The organism is Ruminococcus sp. RTP21484sp1_RTP21277st1_D2_RTP21277_210401, assembly GCF_040924225.1.
Lineage (GTDB): Bacteria > Bacillota > Clostridia > Lachnospirales > Lachnospiraceae > Blautia_A > Blautia_A faecis.
The window spans coordinates 61004-82616 of the sequence record NZ_JBCOMJ010000025.1 but is presented as its reverse complement, the minus strand read 5'-3'; the positions used below and the strand labels follow the sequence as shown (position 1 = coordinate 82616).

Genomic DNA, 21613 nt, shown 5'->3' with positions numbered 1-21613 from the left:
TAATAATACTCATTTATTTATATTTATTATCTTATAAAACCCAATGATTTTATAACAAAATAGCATAAATATATATTTATATATCTTTTATTATTATGAAAAATATAAATATATTTACAATAAACAGAATAAAGGAGGATGCAAAAGATGAGTGATTTTGTAATGCAAATTGGAGCTGACCTGGATTTATCTAAAGTCCAGGAACAGCTTGATTCTATAAAAAAACAAAAAGTAACTCTTGATATTGATATTAAAGGTAATGATGATGCACACAATCTGGCAAAGAGCATTGAAAAAGGATTGAAAGCCACAAAAATTGATACATCAGGATTGAGTAAACAGTTAGCAGACGCATTTAATATTACGGACAAATCGGTAGTGAATAAGATTAAGAGCCAGATTAACAGCGTAATGTCTGAGCTTGGAAAAACATGGAACGGTAAGGAGTTCAATTTACAGGGTGGCAAGGGCAAAGCTTTTATATCTGGGCTGAGTGATCTTGCGAATAGTGTTTCTCAGAATGCCAATATTATTCAGGGAAAAATGGGGATTTATGATCAGTTCTACAGCTATTTCAAAGACAAGAAGATATATGTATCAGATGATTTGAAGAAAGCATTGAGCGGTGATGATTATAAGGAATTATTGAACAATAATATAGGTCACATTGTCAGGGATGCAAGCAAGGGCGTAAGCATTGATTCTATCTGGGGCGAAATGACAAGCATGTTCCCGGAACATTTTGCGGATAATATTACCAACCAGGCGGACCAGATTAAAAGAGCCTTTGAAGTATTAACGCAAGCACGACAGGATATGGTACAGACGATATCTGCACAGGACATGACACCGGAACAGTTTTCTGGTATTAAAGCAGACGCATTCGATGAAGTTATATCTATGGCTAATCAAATGAGGGAAAGACTTCAGCAGAATATTGAGACTGCTTCAGAAGGTGTGAAGAATACATACGATCTTGATGTGGATATTAATACAGAGAAAATTGTATCTGATATCCGGAATGCTATTCTGTCTGCTACCTCTGGTGCTGAAGATGCAGTTCAGATTAATGTGAAGATCAATGATGAAGAGTTGCTATCACAGATGAGGTCTGCAATCAGTCAATTAGCAACTGGGGACGAGCCAGTACAGGTAGACATTCAAGTAAATAAGCAGAGTTTGGAAGCTGATCTGGAAGTTGCACTGAAAGATGTAGAGTTACCTATTAAGTTCAAGATTGATTCAGAACAGATGGCAGCTGATATCCAGGCGGCTGTTAATCAGATCACAGACGTTGAAATCAACTTGAGGGTTAATACGGATAGTCTGCGAAGCTCTGTTGAGGGTGCTGTGAACAATGGTGGAAGTAATGTCCCGACGGTTGATACATCTGGAATGAGCGAATTACAGAATATTCTTAATGGTCTTAATAACGCAGGTGTCCAGGGACAGAGTGTGTTCCAGAGTTTTGGCAATACACTGAAAGACGCTTTTAGCACATTTACCGCAGCAAATTTGTTGACTGATGCTATTTATAAAGTTGGTGACGCTGCCAGAGATGCAGTGAGTACGGTCAAAGAATTGGACGATGCCACAATAGCTTTGCAGCTTGCCACGGGAGCTAATTATAATACAGTTCATGGTATGATGAATGATTATAATGCACTGGCAAAAGAGTTGGGATCACTTACTACACAAGTTAGTGAGGGTGCAGATGCCTGGTTGAGACAGGGAAAAAGCATTGAGGAAGTAAATAACCTTGTAAAATCATCAATGGTTCTTTCTAAAGTCGGTGATATGTCCTCTGAAGATGCAACCAAGTATCTTACCGCAAGTTTGAATGGATATAAATTACAGGCTGATGCAGCTGAGTCGGTAGTTGATAAGATTTCGTCAGTTGACCTCGTTTCGGCTACAGATTCAGCCGGTCTAGCTGAAGCAATGTCTCGTGTTGCTGTTACTGCGGATCAAGCCGGAATCTCTATGGACCGTCTATTGAGTTATGTGGCAACTATCGGTGAAGTCACACAGCAAAGTATGTCTACTGTGGGAACTGCTATGAAGTCTATTCTAACTCGTATGACTAATATAAAAGCCGGGAAGTTGGAACTGGTAGACGAGGACGGAACTACTGAGAAGCTGTCTGATGTTGAAGCTACACTTGCAAACGTGGGAATTAATCTTAGAAAAACAATGACGGAGTATAACAGTGCTTCAGACGTATTAGATGCACTTGCTTCCAAGTGGGATACATTGAATCAGGCACAGCAAAACGCCATTGCGATTTCTTTTAGTGGCCAACGCATGCAGAATCAATTTAGAGTCCTCATGGAGAATTATGACCGTGTACAGAAGTACACAGACGTTGCTGCAAATTCAGAAGGCAGTGGTGAGCAAAAGTTTGATCTCTACTTGGAAGGACTTGAAGCAAAAACCAATTCCTTAAAGGCTTCCCTGGAATCATTATCTTCCAGTGTGATTTCTCGTGACCTATATGCTGGATTCTTGGATGGATCAAAAGCAGTTGTAGACTTCACGGAGAAAACAGGACTTCTCAAAGGAGCATTGGCAGGACTTGGAACAGCTGGTGCGACCTATGCTCTTAGTCAGTTAGTAAGTATGGCTACCGGTGCAACAAAAGAATTTTCCAATTTGTCAAATGCTCTGAAGATGGTTAAAGCAGCGGAGTCCACAGGAACATTTGACACTTCTAATATGGCAAGTCTAATTAATCTCACGAAAGGTCTTTCAAAATCTCAGACCAAACTTGTATTATCCAGTACAGCATTATCAGATGCACAGAGAGTAGCAGTGCTGATGGGGCAAGGCATGACTGAAGCACAGGCGAGTGCTGCGGTTGCTTCTATGGGATTAGCAAGTGCTGAAACGACTGCTACCGGAGCAACAGTTTCATTGAGTTCTGCGCTTTCTGGGTTAATGTCAACGTTGTTAGCAAATCCTCTGATCTTAATTGCTGCAAGTGTAACAGCTGCCGTATCCGCTTTTTCCGCATACAAAAGATCAATTGAAGAAGCAGTGGACAAAGCGCAAGAAGCTGGAAACGCTTGGGAGGATAATAATACCTCATTGCAGAGCAACATTGATAAGATTACGGAATTACGCACAGCATTGGATAATGGCACACTGACTGAAGAGGAAGCTTATCAGGCGAAATCTGATCTGTTGGAAATCCAGGATTCCTTAACAGAGAGCTACGGTAATCAGGCACAGGGCATAGATTTAGTGAATGGTTCATTGGATCAGCAGATTTCCAAACTGAAGGAGTTATCTACTGAAGAATCCAAACGTTTCCTGAATGAGAATAAAAAGGGTATTGATGAAGCTGAAAAGCAGATGGAGAAGAATAGACATACATTCTTAGGACAGTATTTTGACGATGGAACCAGTCAAGCTACAGCAATAAATGCAGCTGTAAAGAAATTGCAAGATAAATACGGTGCCGAGGTTTTTGACCTGCAAAAGGGTTTTGATGATATGGGTACTGTAAATATTCAGTTCAATGCTGATGCAAGTACCGCTAGCGAAGCTTTAAATGATTTTATGAATGAGATGAATACGATTCAGGAACAGTATGGTGAAAATGATGTTTTGAACGGGTTATTATCTAATGCTTCAAGTGGTTTAGAATCAGCAAATGAGGTGTTGACAGAATATCAGGACTTATACAACCAGGCGAAACAAGCTGAGTTATTTTCCGATAAACAACAATACTCTGGGAAGACTGCGTTGGAATGGTTAAATAAATACGAAGGCGCTATAAATAAATACAATGATGCAATATCAAATGGAAATGCAGACGAGATTGCAGATGCAAAGCAATATTATGATGATATCAACAAGAGTGTTCAGGTTCTTATGAACACAGATGCCTCTAAGTATTCCTCACAATTTAAGGAGATTGGAGATCAGCTAAACACGGCTGCCATAAAAGCCAATGAGTTCAACCAGGCTTTATCCGGTGAGGGTGAAAATGGATTCCAGAAACATTTACAATCTGTAGCTGAAGAGATCAAGAAGTTAAATATGGATGATTCAGACTTTAAGGCTGCTGTTGGTTCAGGTGATGTGGATTCCATTAATTATCTTGTAGAAGCTGCTAAAAATGCAGGAATCATTACTGGAAAATCTGCTAGTGAGATTCAACCTTTAATTACGGCATTGGGAAATCTGGGTTATATCAGCAATATGTCCGCAGATGGATTGGACAATGTAGCTGATAGTGCAAGCAATGTGGATATGTCCTTCTCTGATCTTGCGAAAGAGGACAGTTCAAGCTTATTGCAAGAAATCAGTGCTGTACAAGGGGCATTAGATTCTCAGGCTATTGGCGTATCAGTCAGCTATGATGATTTTAACTCTGACGCTCTGGCTGATTATAGATCGGCTTTGGAATTCGTTAATGGAAGTTTGGTACTTAGCGAAGAGAATGTTAAAAAATTAACAAAAGCAAAAGTGGAAGAACAGGTTGCTACCAATAACACAGCAAAAGCACAGAAACAGCAAGAATACTTAGAAAATGCCAAGCAGATTGAAGCTTTGCGCCAGAAACTCATTGACAATACAGACGCAACAGGTAAGAGCGCAGAGAGCATTCAGGAACAGATTGACGGATTACTTGCAAGCAATGATGCAATTGTGGAGCAGTGCGGACAACTTGATTTATTAAATTCTTCATTGATGGAGTCCATAGGAATTTATCAGCAGTGGAAAGACGCACAGAATGCTTCTGAATCAGGTAATATGTTTGACGATGCAATTACGGCATCTAAACAGATAGATGATGTTTTGAATAACACAGATTCAGATATCTATGGAAGAGTTGGACGTAAAGATTATCAAGCTTCTTTGGATTTTCTTATTCCTGATACGGTCGATAGCACAGATGAAAATGCAATCAATTCCTACTTGAGCAGTATTGACAATCTGTTTACTCACAATGAAAATGGGGAAAGAGCTGGACTTAATATAGAAGAGTTTTGTCAGCAAGCAATGAATAAAGGTCTTATGGTACTTGATGAAGCAGGTGAAAACTACCAGGTAGCAGGTGGCAAGACTATGGAAGATTTTGCTGAAGGAATGAACTTATCTATGCCTATGGTTCAAGCAATGTTCGGTGAGATGCAGGAATTTGGAGCAAATTTTGACTGGTCGGACGAGGGTATTCAATCCATGGGTGATATTGCCATGGCTGCTACAGAAGCTTCAGAAGCATTACGAAGTGTAGCTGGGAATGAAGACCTAAAAATCAATCTTGATGTATCTGATCTGGAAACGACAGAAGAAAAATGTTCTGCATTGGATGATACTATATCAGAGATGAACAGTGTTAAAGCAAAGGTCGGTGTAGATTCATCAGAAGTCGATCAGGCAAATACCATAATTCAGTATTGTGTAGCTCAGAAACAAGAGTTGGAAGCACCAGCTGTAATGAATGTTGATGTAAGCCAGGTTTCCGGTAAGATTGGAGAAGCTGTTGGATTACTTCAAGAGTTCCAGACAGCGCAGAACACATTGCAGATGCAGGAGACACTTGGAATGGACACGTCAGAAGCCCAGGCAAATGTGGAAGCTGTAGCGGATAAGATTAAAGGGCTTGATACAAATGTAAAAGCTACATTGTCTATAGATGATTCTTCGATAGATACAATCCAGGACAGCATTAGTAATAAGCTTACAAATGAAGTCATGGTAAAGGCTGGAATTGATGATTCTGCTATTATTGGATTCCAAGAAACCAAACATGATGCAAAAGGTGAAGTTGATTGGGATAACGATACGACAAAAGTTGATGCTTACGCCGCTGCTCAAAAGAAAAGTGACGGTACGGTGTTGTGGAGTAATGATATTTCACAGGTAAAAACTCAATTTCAGGCTGTAGGACACATTAATTGGGGAAACACTTCTGCTCCTACTAATGGAGCTAATAGCGTGAATGGGACAGCTCACGTATCTGGAACTGCTAAAGTTACAGGTGATTGGGGCAATAAGCGTCCTGGAACTACTCTTGTGGGCGAATTAGGTCGTGAAATGTGCGTAAATCCTCATACCGGAAAATGGTATACAGTTGGAGATAACGGAGCCGAATTTGTGAATATTCCACAAGGAGCAATTGTATTTAATCATGTACAGACTGAAGAACTTTTGAGTAACGGTTTCACAGCTTCAAGAGCAGTCGCATTAGCGTCCGGTACAAGTCCTGATATATCCGGTAAAGCTTTTGTATCTGGAAATGCCATGGTAACAGGTGGAATCAGTGTGAAACAGGCTCAGAAGTCAGTTATATCTGGTGGTAATACAGCCAAGGCTACCAATGCTACAAATGCAGATACCAAGGCTACTCAAAGCCATACCAAAGCAACAAATGATTCCACAAAAGCCACCAAGAAATCTAAGAAAACTCTTGATTGGGTAGCTGAACGGCTTAAAACATGGGAGAAGAAAGTTAAGAAATTCTCCGACCAGGTTACAGACTTTATTTCTTCAGCATTCAAGACTTCATTGTTGAAGAAGCAAATGAAAACCATGAGCAAAGAAATCTCTTCCAATAGCAAAGGTGAGCTTGCTTATATGAAAAAGGCTAACTCTGTAGCCAAGAACTACACATATTATGATAGTGATGGCGACGAGATAAATGTATCTATTCCAAAGAAGTATCAGAGATTGGTGCAATCTGGTGCTTACCGTGTTGAGGACATGGACACTTCAACAGACGAAGGAAAAGCTTTAGCAGAAGCAATTGAGCAGTATCAATCATGGTATGAAAAAGCTCAAGATTGCAAGCAAGCTGTAGTGGATTTACGAAATGAACAACAAAAGCTTTTTGAACAGTGGGCGAATATGCCAACTGAAGCAGCCGAGAAAAAGATTGATAGATTGACTACAGGATATAACGGTATAAATGCAGTATCTTCCAGGCTTACAGCTGCAACAAAAGGTGGTTCAACTCAAGCAGCTCTTGCTGAGACAATGAAATCTGATCTGACAGATGCCGAGAATCAGAAGAAAGCGGATAATAAAACATTAAAGGCTGCAAAAACGGCTAATAAGAAAGCGTCTACAGCAAAGAAGAAAGCAAATAATAAAGTGAAATCCACTGCAAAATCCTTATTGAAAACAAATCTTACTGATGAACAGAAGAAACAGGTTCAAGCTGGTAAGAAAATTGATTCTACTGGTATGTCAGGTTCCCAGAAGAAAAAAGCTGACGCTTATAATAAGGCTGTGACAAACAAGACCAAAGCGAATAAGAAAGCCACATCTGCAAAATCTAAATTATCTACGGCGAAATCTAACTACAATTCATCCAATTCTACATATAAATCCATGAAGTCTAATGTGAATACAGCGCTTAATGCTTATGATTCCGGTAATTCTCTTTCTTACATGAATGGTCTGGTTGACGAACAAGTATCTGGGAAGAAATCAGAACAGGAAGCAAGGAAGAAAGCAGTGGAACAGGCGAATGCTAATGTTACGACAGCAAAGAATCAGAAAACTGCAGCTGATAAGAAATTAGCTAATCTACAGAAAAAGTATAAAAATAGTAAGACACTGACAGCAGCACAGAAAAAGAAAATGGCAGCTGGTAAGGCGATTGATACAACTGGAATCACGGACACGAAACAGTTGAAGATTCTGAATGCCTACAATAATGCTCTTGCTGATTCCAAGAAAAAAGCAGAGAATGTAACGATTGCTACAGATGCATTAGCTACAGCAAATGAGAATCTAATGACCGCAGAAGTAGAATCTGCACAGGCTACCGTTGAAGCGATTTCTACGAAGTTTGATAATGCTAAGACCTACTATGAAGCACTTTTATCATATCAGGAACAATTGAGCAATGCACATGAAAAGAACATTGACCTTACAAAAGCTCACGGAGATTACGAAAAATCTTCTGACTATGATACAAAAATCAGTGATAAACAGGCAGAGAGAGCTATTAAACAGAATGAAGTTAATGAACTGACGAAGCAGTTAAATGATGGCGTTGCCGCAGGAACCATTGTTGAAAATTCTCAGGAATGGTTGGACATGACTACGCAGATCAAAGAAGCCGAAAATGCTGTGGCAGATTACGATAATACCATTGAGGAATTGAAGCAACAACAGATTGGTGTCTACTACGAGGAACAGTTTGAAAGAGCTGCGGAAAAGGTTGATAGATTCCGTGATAAATTAGATGGTCTGAAAGCATTGATATCTGACGATATGAAGATTGATAAGAACACAGGACTTCTTACAGAATCAGGTGCGTTGGCAATTACATTGGATGTTGATGATATCAATGCTTCCACAGAAAATCTGAAAACCTATATAAAGGAAAGACAGCAGATTATCAACGATTACAACGCTGGGAAGTTTGGTGAAGATGAATATAACCAGAAGTTGAAAGATATTGATGAAAATATCAAGAGCACCACTGCAAATATATATTCTTCCAGAAATTCCATTTTGGAGCTGGTGAAATCCCAGTCCCAGGCAGAATTGGATGTATTAAACAAGGTCATTGATAAGAGGAAAGAAGCTTTGTCAGCTAAGAAAAGCTATTATGACTATGACAAAACACTGAAGAACAAAACCAAGGATATTGAGGTGTTGGAAAGACAAATTGCAGCGTTGGAAGGATCCACTAGTGCTGAAGACAAAGCAAGAAAAGCAAAACTGCAAGAACAGCTGCAATCCGCAAAAGATGATCTGAATGATACAATCACAGATCATGCTTATAGTATGCAGACAGACGCACTTGACAAGTTGTCTACTGATATGAGTGAAGATCTGGATAAATGGATTAATACTATAAGCTCTAATATGGAAGAAATGACTACAGCTATTAATGATGCTGTGAAGAATGCAGGACTATCCACAGCCGGAACAATCAATGCTATTTCTTCAATATTAAGACATTACGGATTATCAGATAGTGAGATTTCACAGTCTGGCTTAAGTGATATTAAAGGTTATGCTTCCGGTACTGACTATGTTCCAAAATCTGGAATGTACAGAGTGAATGAGAAGGGTATGGAGTCTGTCTTTTCAAAGCAATACGGTACGCTCACTTTTCTGAGCCAGGGAGACAAAGTGTTTACAGCAGACTTCACGAAACAATTGTTAGATAACTCAACTATTGCTACACAAAAAAACATGCCTGATTATGCTGGAATGGCAAAAGCTATAGAAAAGAATATCCAAAATATTCAAAATCTAAGTGGGAACACTTATGTAAATAACTTCTATATTGATGGTGCGCAAGATACAGATTCTATTTTGAAAGAAATTGACAAACACTTGGACAAGAAAATCCAGGCACATGACAAGAAACAGGTAAGAGATTTCAGAAGTTTGCATTGAAGTGAAATGCTTCATGAGTGATTTTTGAATGATGTAATTTTTTTAGAATTATAATAAAGAGCTTTTAAGAAGAAATTACTGCAACTGGTAATGGCTTCTTGGAAGCTCTTTTTGAATATATTGAGGTAATTTTTATGGAAATAACAAATTGTGTAACACAGGAAACAACAAATGCAGCAGTAATGGGACTTGGATCAAATGAACAGGAAATGTTGAATTTTGCAATCAAAAATGGTATCATCAACTTACCACATTTGCAGGATCAAATTGAGATGATGAAGAATGCGGAAATTTTACAAAATCATCAATATAAGATATGGCAAGGAAATAATCAAAAGTGGTATACATATTTACCAGATGGCAAAGATGGACGTAAACAGGTGAAAAGGTCTACAAAGGCAGCCATTGAAAAAGCAGTGATTCAATATTACCGCCAAAATCCAAAAAAAGAAGAACGCAAGATCAAAACTTTTAAAGATGCTTATGAGCATTGGCGTAGTGTTCAAGATACTCTGGTTTGTCACAATACCGTATGCAAATATAATACAGACCGCAAAAGATATTTTGACAATACTTCATTTGTAAAAAAGAATATTCAGGACATGACGGAAGAAGACATAAAGGTTTTTATCGTAAAAACAGTCAAAGAAAAAGCACTATGCAAAAAGGCTTGTAAGACATTATTCAGTTATATTAAAAATACAATCTACAGTGCAAGAGTAAATAAAGCCATTGTTGGTGATCCTATGGAATTCTTACAGGCAAAACAGTTCTATCAATATTGTGTAGAGAAAGAAAAGCCTTTAGAGCAGAAAATTTTTTCTGATTTGGATTTGAACAGTCTACATGAGAGATTTGATCTTGACCATGAGAAAAAACCAGATTATATCCCTACATATGCAGTACAGTTAGCTTCTTTAACAGGGATGAGGGTTGGAGAAATTGTTGCGCTTAAATGGGAAGACATTAAGATGGATTACATTGTTATTAACAAGTCTGAAAAATACGATAGGATTACAAAAGAGTATTTCATTGACAAGACTAAAAATAAGAAAGACAGAGTTTTCCCAAAAACTAAAGAGATTGAGAAGCTGTTTAACACAGTAAAATATGTTGAACAGATAAATGGATTTTTGTGCGAATGGGTGTTCGCTGATAAAGACGGTAGGATTCATGCACCAAAAGTATCTTCTTGTATTAAGAACAAATGCAAGCAGCAAGGAATAAGGAACAGAGGAATTCATTCTTTTAGAAAAACAGTAAATTCTAAATTGAAATGTAATGGAGTTTCTACAACTGTTGCTGCTTCTTTACTTGGTCATACTGAAGAAGTAAATGAAAAATATTACACTTTTGATACAACAGACTTGAAATATAAGACAAAAATTATTGAAGATATTGAGGTAAAACAACAAAAGTAATCAAGGTAATCAAAAATATTTGATTATCAAACAAATAAAACACTTGATTTTTAAGGATTTATGGAGTATATTAAGAAAGTCATTTGGGGGCCGTGAGGTCGCAGGTTCAAATCCTGTTGCCCCGATTAGTCATTGACAAGTGACTTGAAAAATGTTAAGGTAATAACCACAAAGAACATATAAGAGAAATGCTTTGATAAGGAGTAGTACACAGGTGCCAGAGCACAGAGAGTCATCGGGTGGTGTGAGATGACGGAAGGAAACTGTAGAACTCGCCTTGGAGCAGCTGTCTGAAATTACTTCGAATGGTTAGAAGAAGCGAGAGTAGACACAGCCGGATTCCACCGTTACAGGGAAAGGATATAAGGAGTAATCCCGTATCCGATAAGTGTATGGATTCTATTCATGAAATAAGAGTGGTACCGCGTAGGATGTATGTCTTCCGTCTCTTGCACCTGTATGTGTGCAGAGTTGGAGGGCTTTTTTTATGTGATAGCAACCTCATTGAAATTTGCTGCCATATAAACCTGCTTTATCAGACAGAGTTCTGACAGGGCAGACAAAGAATCCTTCCGTCACAGAAAAGAGAAAATTTAAATTTACAATATGGAGGAATGAAAAAATGATGAATGTAAGCAAATACAAAAAACAGTATTATCTTCCACCAGAAATCTGTATGGACTGGGCAAAAAAGGACTATATTGACAAGGCACCTGCATGGTGTTCTGTAGACCTTCGTGACGGAAACCAGGCACTTGTCATCCCAATGAGCCTGGAACAGAAGGTTGAGTTTTTCAAACTTCTTGTACAGATTGGATTTAAAGAGATTGAAGTAGGATTTCCAGCTGCTTCTGAGACAGAGTATACGTTCCTTCGTACCTTGATCGATCGCAAACTGATTCCTGAAGATGTTACGATCCAGGTACTGACACAGGCCAGGGAGCATATTATCCGTAAAACCTTTGAAGCTGTAAAAGGTGCACCCAAAGCCATTGTTCACGTATACAATTCCACATCTGTTGCACAGCGTGAACAGGTATTCAAGAAATCTAAAGAAGAGATTTTAAAGATTGCCGTAGAAGGTGCGAAATTATTAAAAGAACTGGCTGAACAGACAGAAGGAAACTTCCAGTTCGAGTATAGCCCGGAGAGCTTTACAGGAACTGAGCCGGAATATGCCCTTGAGGTCTGCAATGCAGTTATCGATGTATGGCAGCCAACTCCGGACAACAAATGTATCATCAACCTTCCGGTAACAGTGGAGCATTCCATGCCGCATGTATATGCAAGTCAGGTTGAGTATATGTGCAAACATATGCTTCACCGTGAAAATGTAATCGTTTCTTTACATCCTCATAATGACAGAGGTTGTGGTGTGGCAGATTCTGAAATGGGAATTCTTGCCGGAGCAGACCGCATCGAGGGAACTCTTTTTGGAAACGGAGAGCGTACTGGTAATGTTGATATTGTAACACTTGGAATGAACATGTATTCCCAGGGAGTAGATCCGAAGCTTGACTTCTCCGATATGCCTCACATCTGTGAAGTATATGAGCGTTGCACGGGAATGACAGTTGGAGAGAGAAGTCCATACAGTGGCGCACTTGTTTTTGCAGCATTTTCTGGTTCCCATCAGGATGCAATTGCCAAAGGCATGCACTGGATCGAGGAAAAAGATCCGAATCGCTGGACAGTTCCGTATCTGCCAATTGATCCCACAGATGTTGGACGTAATTATGATGCAGATGTTATCCGTATCAACAGCCAGTCTGGTAAAGGCGGCGTAGGCTACATTCTGGAAACAAAATACGGTCTGAACCTTCCGCCAAAAATGCGTGAGGCAATGGGTTACGCAGCCAAGGGTGTTTCCGATCACCTTCATAAAGAGCTTCATCCAGATGAAATTTTTGATCTGTTCAAAAAGACTTTTGAGAATGTGGGACAGCCGTACAGCATTAATGAAGTGCACTTCCAGCAGACGAGCGAGGGAATTACAACTAAGGTAACCTCCACATTTAATGGAAAAACAATTACCACAGAGGCTGTGGGAAATGGACGTCTTGACGCAGTGAGCAATGCCCTGAAGAAAGCATACGAATTGAAGTATTCTCTGGAAGTATACCAGGAACATGCGTTAGAGCGTAGCTCCAGTTCCAAGGCTATAGCATATGTTGGAATCAAGAAACCTGACGGAACTATGGCGTGGGGAGCAGGCGTAGATTCGGATATTATCCGTGCTTCCATTGATGCACTTGTAACAGCAATTAATAACCGCTGAGAGATTTGTTTAAACCTTATTTATAATAAGAAGTATATTTGATAAAAAACCACCGCAAATCAGTTTATAAAAAAGACTGTGCGGTGGTTTGCTGCTTTGAAAGGTAACGGCGCTTTTTGTCAGAATTCAGCGATAAAAAAGGTTTGACGAATCGAAAAAGAAAAGCTATAATAAAATCCATAAGAAGGGGAGAAACAACCATACCTAAGAATAAAAGGGGACAAATAGAAACAGGGTAAATTTATCAAAAATATTACATGATTTTTGAATGAATCATCCTATTTCTTTCTTGTCGTCTTTCTTTTTTTACCTGTTTTTAGAGAAAAAAGCTATAGAAAGCAAAAAAAACTTGACATTTGGGAGTTTATTAAATATAATTTTCCTATAAATTACAGAAATGTTACAGAATGAATAATAAAAGAAATCAAAACATAACAGAAGTGCAAGGAAAGAAGAATATGAAATTAAAAAGAAGTTTACAACATGTAACAACTTGCAAGAGCAATGCCCAGAAAAAAAAGAATGGAAATGCTCTTGTACATAATTTTGTAGCTCTTAGCGCCTGCGCCACGTTGGCAATGATTTTGGCAGTTGGAACGAAGGTGGCGGAGTTTGGTCCACGGAGTCAGGTATATGCAGCTTCGGACAAAGAGAACAGATCCGCGGATGCCTGGACTGACCTTGGAAATGTAGAGTATGATCTGCCTACAGGAATTGCCGGTATGGTAACCAGTGTTGCAGATACTCCATCAGCAGGAACATCTGTAACAAGAATTGGAACTTCATGCGAGAGAGTCATGGTAGGCCAGCGCGTGAAGCAGATAAAAGGAAACGTGGATGAGCTGAATGTAGGGGACTCTATGGCTGATACAGTTGCGAGCCTTGATGCAGCTGCAGTATCCATGTCTGCAAATCCGAAGATCATGTCGGACGCAGATTATGATAACCTGCTTCATATAGTAGAGGCAGAGGCGGGCACAGAGGACATTAAAGGTCGTGTACTGATCGCAAATGTAATTATGAACCGCCTTTCCCATGAGGAATTTCCAGATACCATTACAGGTGTTATTCTGGATCAGAGAAATGGAATTCCTCAGTTTTCACCTGTTTACGATGGTAAGTTTTATGAAGTAACGGTAACAGATGAGACCAGGGAAGCTGTGAAACAGGCATTAGAGGGAACTGACTATTCAGAAGGAGCTCTGTTCTTTGTTCAGCGTTCTGCTGCGGACAAAAAGAACGTGTCCTGGTTTGATAAGGATTTAAAAAAATTATTTAAATATGGTGTTCACGAGTTTTACACCTACCCGGATGAAGCTAAGTCACAGAACACTGAGAATGAAACCTCAGAAGATGACACAAACGTTGTTCAGATGGTGAAAAAATAATATTTTAATAACAGTAACATTCTGTAATAAGGAGATATAAGCCGCCAGGAAATTACAATTCCAGGTGGCTTTTTCAAATTGGGTGTTGATTTAGCACGGTGAAGTATGTATAATACCTGTAAAGTTAAAATATGATAACAAAGAGAGGATGACTGTCGGAAGGTTACAGATTCCGGAATGTGTACCTCATAACAATAAGCGAAAGGCAGGAATAACAAATGCAGGTAATGTACCAGAGCACCAGAGGAAAAGGAGAACCGGTAACCGCTTCCCAGGCTATTTTAAAGGGACTTTCTGAAGATGGAGGACTGTTTGTACCAACACAGATTCCGGCACTTGATGTTTCTATGGATGAACTTTCCAGAATGACTTATCAGGAAACTGCTTATCAGGTAATGAGCCGCCTTCTTACTGACTTTACAGAAGAAGAGCTGCGCACTTGTATCAACCGAGCATATGACAAGAAGTTTGACACAGATGTGATCGCACCTCTTAAGGAAGCTGACGGGGCATATTATCTGGAACTTTTCCATGGTCCTACAATTGCATTTAAAGACATGGCACTTTCCATTTTGCCATATCTTATGACGACTGCAGCAAGAAAGAATAATGTAAAAAATGAAATCGTTATCCTGACTGCGACCTCCGGAGATACTGGAAAAGCAGCACTTGCAGGTTTTGCCGATGTTCCGGGAACCAGGATTATTGTATTCTATCCGAAACATGGCGTAAGCCCGATCCAGGAGAAGCAGATGGTAACCCAGAAAGGTGCCAATACTTACGTTGTGGGTATCACAGGTAATTTTGACGATGCCCAGACAGCTGTAAAGAAAATGTTCAATGATAAAGAACTGGCAGCAGAGCTTTCCCAGGCTGGATTCCAGTTCTCTTCTGCAAACTCCATTAACATTGGACGTCTTGTTCCCCAGATCGTTTATTATGTATATGCATATGCTGCGCTGGTGCGCCAGAACAAGATCGAAGCCGGACAGGAGATCAATATAGTAGTTCCTACAGGAAATTTTGGAAACATTCTGGCAGCATTTTATGCAAAACAGATGGGACTTCCGGTGAACAAGCTGATTTGTGCTTCTAATGAGAACAAGGTTCTGTTTGATTTCTTCTCCACAGGTACATACAATAGAAAGAGAGATTTTATCCTTACCAGTTCTCCATCTATGGATATTTTGATTTCCAGCAATCTGGAGCGCCTGATCTATCGCATTACAGGCGGAAATCCTGAGGAGTGTGCAAAACTTATGGAAAATCTTTCCAAGGGTGGTGAATACACTATTACACCTGAGATGAAAGCCCAGCTGAAGGATTTCTATGGAAACTACTGCTCCGAAGAAGAGACGAAGGAAGCTATCCGCGAAGTATATAAGACAAGTGATTATGTGATTGATACACATACTGCAGTTGCTGCTGGCGTATACAAAAAATATGTGAAAGATACCGGAGATAAGATTCCGGCAGTTATTGCTTCTACAGCAAGTCCATACAAGTTTACCAGAAGTGTTATGGATGCAATCTCCGAGGGACATGAGAATCTGGACGATTTCGGGCTTGCAGACGCACTTGAGAAGCTTTCCGGGGTGGCAGTTCCGAAGGCAGTCAACGATATCCGTACTGCACCAGTACTTCATGACCGGGTAGTAGATGCAGAAGATATGCCTGCAACTGTGAAAGAGATTCTAAAAATCAGTTAAAAATCAGTAAAAAGAATTTGTGCATTTTCTGTTGAAAAACAGTATATACTAGAGTATAATTATTTTTAGAAAATGAATCCTGGGATGTGCGAGGCCCCTTTTATTTTTGAACCTACATTGACATCAAGGGAATCCAATATCGCAGTGCGGATGTCAGACCTCTCGTTGTGGTAGGCAGAAGTCCTGTTGAGGATACCCACCTAGCGGTTAGCTAGGCGTCAAAAGAAAGGGAACGGCATTCTGGGATTTTTTAGAACAGGGAGGCAGGTAATATGGGTGTTACAGCAAAGAAATTTGGAAACTTAACCTCTGGGGAAGAGATTACTTTATACCATCTGGAGAATAAATCCGGTGCATGTGCAGAAGTGATGGATTACGGTGCCATTCTTGTGAAGCTTTGCGTTCCGGACAAAGATGGGGAGCTTACAGATGTAGTGCTTGGTTATGACGATGTTCAGCAGTACGAAGTAAATGGCTGCTTCTTTGGTGCGATCATAGGAAGAAGCGGAAACCGTATCGCAGGTGCCAGATTTTCCCTTTATGGACAGGAATACCAGCTTGACAAGAATGAGAATGACAATAATCTTCACAGCGGCCCCAATGGCTTCGAGAAGAAGATTTGGACTGTTAAGAATACAGATTCTGACAAAAATGCCATTACTTTTTCCAGAATCAGCCCGGATGGCGAGAATGGATTCCCGGGAGAATTCCAGGTGTCTGTTACATATGAATTTACAGAGGACAATACCCTGCAGATTTACTATAGCGGAATCAGTGACAAGGCGACACTGGCAAATATGACCAACCATTCCTACTTCAACCTTACAGGGGAGGGAAGCGGCAAGGTTCTTGATACATATCTTACGATCCATGCCAGAGATTATAATCCGGTGGATGAGTTCTCTATTCCTACAGGCGAATATGCAGCAGTAGAGGGTACTCCTATGGATTTTAATAAGGCGAAAAAGATTGGCCAGGAAATCGAGGCAGACTTCCAGCAGCTGAAGTACACTGGCGGATATGACCACAATTATGTGACTGACAATTACGCGAAAGGCAGTCGGAGAACGGTTGCAGTTGCTTACAATGAGACCTCTGGTATTACGATGGATGTGATTTCGGATTGTCCATGTGTGCAGTTCTATGCCGGTAATTTTGTTATTGATGAGAAGGGTAAGAATGGACATGTTTACAACAAGCGTGAAGGCTTCTGCCTTGAGACACAGGTTGAACCAAATGCAGTAAATGTGGAAGCATTCCATTCACCAGTACTTGAAGCTGGTGAGAAGTATCAGTCTTTTACCGCATATAAATTTGACGTAAGAAAATAATTACAATACAGATATTTTTGTCTGGTTTTCTTCATATACTTTTGTATGAAGAAGACCAGATTTTTTTATGGATTGAATTATTTTCTGATTGTACTGCTGGGCTGGCTGCTTTTGTTTGGAAAAGCCGCAGAAATGAACAAGAGGAGTGAAGAAAGTGCCAAAAGGGAGCAGAAAGAAAAGAAAAAGGAAACTGACGAAAACAAGGTGCAACAACGAGAGCCTTCCATTCGCGTTCTGCTCACAGACTCGTCCTGGCAATCCTGTTATCACCAGTCAGTAACCATAGAACAAAAAGGAAAAGAACATACCTACACCCCGGATTCACAGGAGCTCCAGAATGATAGTCTGCTTCTGGACGGGGGAACTGATGGCATTGCGATTCCCTCTATTGAAAGAGCTCAGAATCCTCCTGTTTATTATGGAACTCTGGAAATTAAAAAGACAGCGCAGGGGCTGCTGATTATTAATGAATTGTCCCTGGAAGCTTATCTGGAAGCTGTAGTCCCAAGTGAAATGCCTGCATCCTATGAAGAACAGGCATTGATGGCCCAGGCAGTATGTGCCAGAACCTATGCAGTTTGCCAGATACAGGAAAACAGTCTGGAAAAATATGGGGTGGATGTAGATGACAGCGTGAATTATCAGGTTTACAACAATTTTGGGGCAGATAAAAGAACAAATAAAGCAGTACAGGATACAAAAGGTCAGATCCTATGCCAGAATGGAGAACCGATCACGGCTTATTATTTTTCTACATCAGCAGGCAGGACAAGCACAGATGAGATATGGGGAGCAGACAGGTCAGCAGCTTATCTGAAAAGTGTAGAATGTGATTTTGACCAGAATATGCCATGGAGCAGCTGGAGCGTGGAAATTCCCTGGGAAACTTTAGAGAAACGATCGGGAAATCTGGAAGGCAGCGGGGAATTTATAGGGCTTCAGGTTATTAAAAAGAATATCAGTGGTGCAGTTACGGGAATGGAGATTGTGACGGAAAATAAAAGTATACAGCTGGAAGGCGAATATGAAATACGGCAATTTCTTTCCCCGGCAGGGTGTTTGATTACAGAAAAAGATGGAAGTATTGTGAACGGCAGTAATCTTCTGCCAAGCGCCTATTTTGAACTGAACGTGAAATCCGGTAAGGCAGTACAGATTCAGGGGAAAGGGTATGGACACGGTGTGGGAATGAGCCAGAACGGGGCAAATGAAATGGCCAGGGAAGGCTATGGCTGGCAGGAAATCCTAAATTATTTTTTTAAGGATATTACGTTGGAAGTGGTGGGGAATAACCTGTCAAAGCGGGAAACATGACATTTTGCAAGGTATTTTTGTGAACAAAGTTCACAGAAAACCCGAGAATTAAGTTTGCGCAGCAAACGCTGCTGTTTGTGCTTGTCACAGGAAGGTTCGTCTTTTTGTGCATCGCGAAGCGTTTACTGATTATGGAGTGAACAGTAATTGTTGCTGTGAACGGAAAGAACAGTAACACCAGGAAAAAGTAGACAGAAAGCATGTTTCGTGATATGATACAAAAAATGATTACGAAAATGTAACAGGAGCAATCATATGGATAAGAAGAAAGAAAAACAGAGCGTTCTCCAGCTTCTGTTCGGTTTTATGGACAGGGCAAATGGAGACCATGTGGGAGCTTATGCGGCACAGGCAGCATATTTCCTGATTATGTCTTTTATTCCGTTTATTCTGTTTCTCACGACTATAATTCGATATACACCTTTAACATACAATATGGTCAGCGAAACCATCCGGGCATTTGTGCCCCACAATATACAGAATTTTGTGCTTACCATTGTATCAGAAGTATATGGCAGAAGCACGGCGGTAGTTCCGATTTCTGCTATCATGGCATTGTGGTCTGCAGGAAAAGCCATGCAATCCCTTACGAACGGACTGAATAGCATTTATCACGTCCATGAGACCCGTAACTGGCTGATTACCAGAATGTATGCAGTTGTTTATACATTTCTGTTCAGCATTGCAATTATTGCAAGTCTTCTGCTTCTGGTTCTTGGAAATCAGATTCAGATTATGGCAGGAAAGTACGTTCCATTCCTTGGGAGAATTATCGGAAAGATCATTGGAGCCAGGACGGCGCTTGTATTTGCCGGACTGTTTCTGATCTTTCTGATTTTGTATAAAATGCTTCCAAACCGTAAAGCTACTTTTAAAAGTCAGGTGCCGGGAGCTCTTCTGATTGCAGCAGGGTGGTCCCTGTTTTCCTATTTCTTTTCTATTTATTTTGACATGTTTCCAGGCTTCAGCAATATGTATGGAAGCCTGACTGCGTTGATCATGGTGATGCTGTGGCTGTATATCTGTATGAATCTGCTGCTGTATGGAGCAGAGATTAACGCTTACTTTGAAAAGCAATTCAGAATGGCCCAGGCATCCATGAGGGAAATGCTCAGCCGCGAGCGTGATGAGGCGGAAAAAGAGCTTAATAAGGAGAAGAAAAAATATCTGGAAAAAGAGAATGAGAGAAAGAAAAAGACTGAGATGAAAGTTTCAGCTGAGAAAAAGAAGGAAGAGCAACAGACAAATTAACCTCTTGACAGATTCACTCTGATGTGGCATAGTTATAAAAGAGAAAAAGCCAGGAAGGTGTTTTTAGGAAATTATTTTCTTTCAGAGAGAGGAAGCCACCGGCTGTAAGCTTCCTTAAGTTCAGATAGTTTCTGAGTTTCGCACCGGAGCCGCGTTTCTGAAATTTCCAGTAGGAAGCGACGTGAAGCTGCGCGTTAAGCGGCGGGAGAGCCTGTATATACAGGAATCAGGGTGGTACCGCGGAATATGCTTCGTCCCTTTTGTTGGGGACGGAGCTTTTTTATTTTCACGAGCAAGAGTCAAAGTCCACGCTTGGGTGAGAACTTGGTGACTGCCGCGAAAATGTAGGAAATACGCAAAGCGGGTTTTTCGCATTGTAAAGTCCTTGGAGCGCGAGCGCTGAACAATCCGCTTTACGAAAGAAAAAATCTGCTATGTAGATATTTTCTTACCTTCCTTCCCCCCCTCATCTGGCAGATTATAAAAATAAAGGAGAAATGAACCATGGATATGAAAGAAAGACTTCAGGAACTGGCTGAGAACGCCAGAGTACGGATTGAAGAATCCGAAGGCCTGGATAAATTAAATGATGTGCGTGTGGCATATCTTGGAAAAAAGGGAGAGCTTACCGCAATCTTAAAAGGAATGAAAGACGTTTCCCCGGAGGAGAGACCGAAGGTTGGCCAGCTTGTAAACGAGACCAGAGCTAAGATCGAAGGTCTTCTTGAAGAGTCCAGACAGAAACTGGAAGAAGCAGTCAGAGAAGAGAAGATGAAAGCAGAAGTAATCGATGTTACCCTACCTGCAAAGAAATCCAGAATCGGTCATCGTCATCCCAACAGCATTGCGCTGGAAGAGGTTGAGCGCATTTTTATTGGAATGGGCTATGAAGTTGTAGAAGGTCCGGAAGTTGAATATGCAGATTACAACTTTACCAAGCTGAATATTCCGGAGAATCATCCGGCAAGAGACGAGCAGGATACTTTCTTTATCAATGATTCCATACTTCTTCGTTCCCAGACATCTCCGGTTCAGGCACGTGCCATGGAAAAAGGAAAGCTGCCGATCCGTATGATCGCACCTGGAAGAGTATTCCGTTCGGATGAAGTAGATGCAACTCATTCTCCATCCTTCCATCAGATTGAGGGCCTTGTAATAGATAAAAATATTACGTTCGCAGACCTGAAAGGAACTCTTGAAGTATTTGCGAAAGAGCTTTTCGGACCAGAAACCAAAACAAAATTCAGACCACATCACTTCCCGTTTACAGAGCCAAGTGCAGAGGTTGATGTTTCCTGCTTCAAATGCGGCGGAAAAGGCTGCCGTTTCTGTAAAGGATCCGGCTGGATTGAAATCCTTGGCTGTGGAACAGTTCATCCCAATGTACTTCGCATGTGTGGAATTGATCCGGAGGAGTACACTGGTTTTGCATTCGGCGTAGGTCTTGAGCGTATTGCGCTTCTGAAATATGAGATTGATGATATGCGTCTGCTTTATGAGAACGACATCCGTTTCCTGAAGCAGTTCTGATTTCTGGGCATCGCGA

The 21613-nt window shown here is 40.4% G+C and carries 9 protein-coding genes, 1 other RNA gene and 2 other annotated features; all 10 genes read left to right on the top strand.

Going from position 1 to position 21613, the window contains the following annotated elements; genetic code table 11:
* The first annotated feature begins 147 nt into the window (after positions 1-147).
* Positions 148-9375 (top strand): phage tail tape measure protein, encoded by a 9228-nt coding sequence (locus AB5706_RS16075; RefSeq protein WP_173769088.1) that lies wholly within the window; start codon positions 148-150, stop codon positions 9373-9375.
* A 134-nt stretch (positions 9376-9509) separates the two neighbouring features.
* Positions 9510-10796 (top strand): tyrosine-type recombinase/integrase, encoded by a 1287-nt coding sequence (locus AB5706_RS16070; RefSeq protein WP_173769089.1) that lies wholly within the window; start codon positions 9510-9512, stop codon positions 10794-10796.
* Between the two features lie 184 nt (positions 10797-10980).
* Positions 10981-11249, top strand: a binding site (T-box leader).
* 169 nt (positions 11250-11418) lie between these two features.
* Entirely contained in the window at positions 11419-13074 is a 1656-nt protein-coding gene (locus AB5706_RS16065) for a 2-isopropylmalate synthase (RefSeq protein ID WP_368366192.1), read from the top strand.
* 458 nt (positions 13075-13532) lie between these two features.
* Positions 13533-14462 carry a cell wall hydrolase gene (locus AB5706_RS16060; RefSeq protein ID WP_173736368.1) on the top strand — a complete coding sequence of 310 codons (930 nt, stop codon included), beginning with the start codon at positions 13533-13535 and terminating at the stop codon, positions 14460-14462.
* Positions 14463-14680: 218 nt separating this feature from the next.
* Entirely contained in the window at positions 14681-16171 is a 1491-nt protein-coding gene (thrC, locus tag AB5706_RS16055; RefSeq protein WP_118578462.1) for a threonine synthase, read from the top strand.
* Positions 16172-16244: 73 nt separating this feature from the next.
* Positions 16245-16422, top strand: a non-coding RNA gene (gene ssrS, locus AB5706_RS16050) — 6S RNA.
* A gap of 21 nt (positions 16423-16443) precedes the next feature.
* Positions 16444-17502 (top strand): aldose epimerase family protein, encoded by a 1059-nt coding sequence (locus AB5706_RS16045; RefSeq protein ID WP_173719472.1) that lies wholly within the window; start codon positions 16444-16446, stop codon positions 17500-17502.
* A gap of 132 nt (positions 17503-17634) precedes the next feature.
* The gene (locus AB5706_RS16040) at positions 17635-18816 is read left to right on the top strand and encodes a SpoIID/LytB domain-containing protein (protein ID WP_173715515.1); all 1182 of its coding nucleotides are present in this window, start codon (positions 17635-17637) and stop codon (positions 18814-18816) included.
* 255 nt (positions 18817-19071) lie between these two features.
* Positions 19072-20067 (top strand): YihY/virulence factor BrkB family protein, encoded by a 996-nt coding sequence (locus tag AB5706_RS16035; protein ID WP_173719473.1) that lies wholly within the window; start codon positions 19072-19074, stop codon positions 20065-20067.
* A gap of 42 nt (positions 20068-20109) precedes the next feature.
* Positions 20110-20329, top strand: a binding site (T-box leader).
* 248 nt (positions 20330-20577) lie between these two features.
* Positions 20578-21597, top strand: a complete 1020-nt coding sequence (gene pheS, locus AB5706_RS16030) for a phenylalanine--tRNA ligase subunit alpha (RefSeq protein ID WP_173719482.1) — start codon at positions 20578-20580, stop codon at positions 21595-21597.
* Positions 21598-21613: the final 16 nt, after the last annotated feature.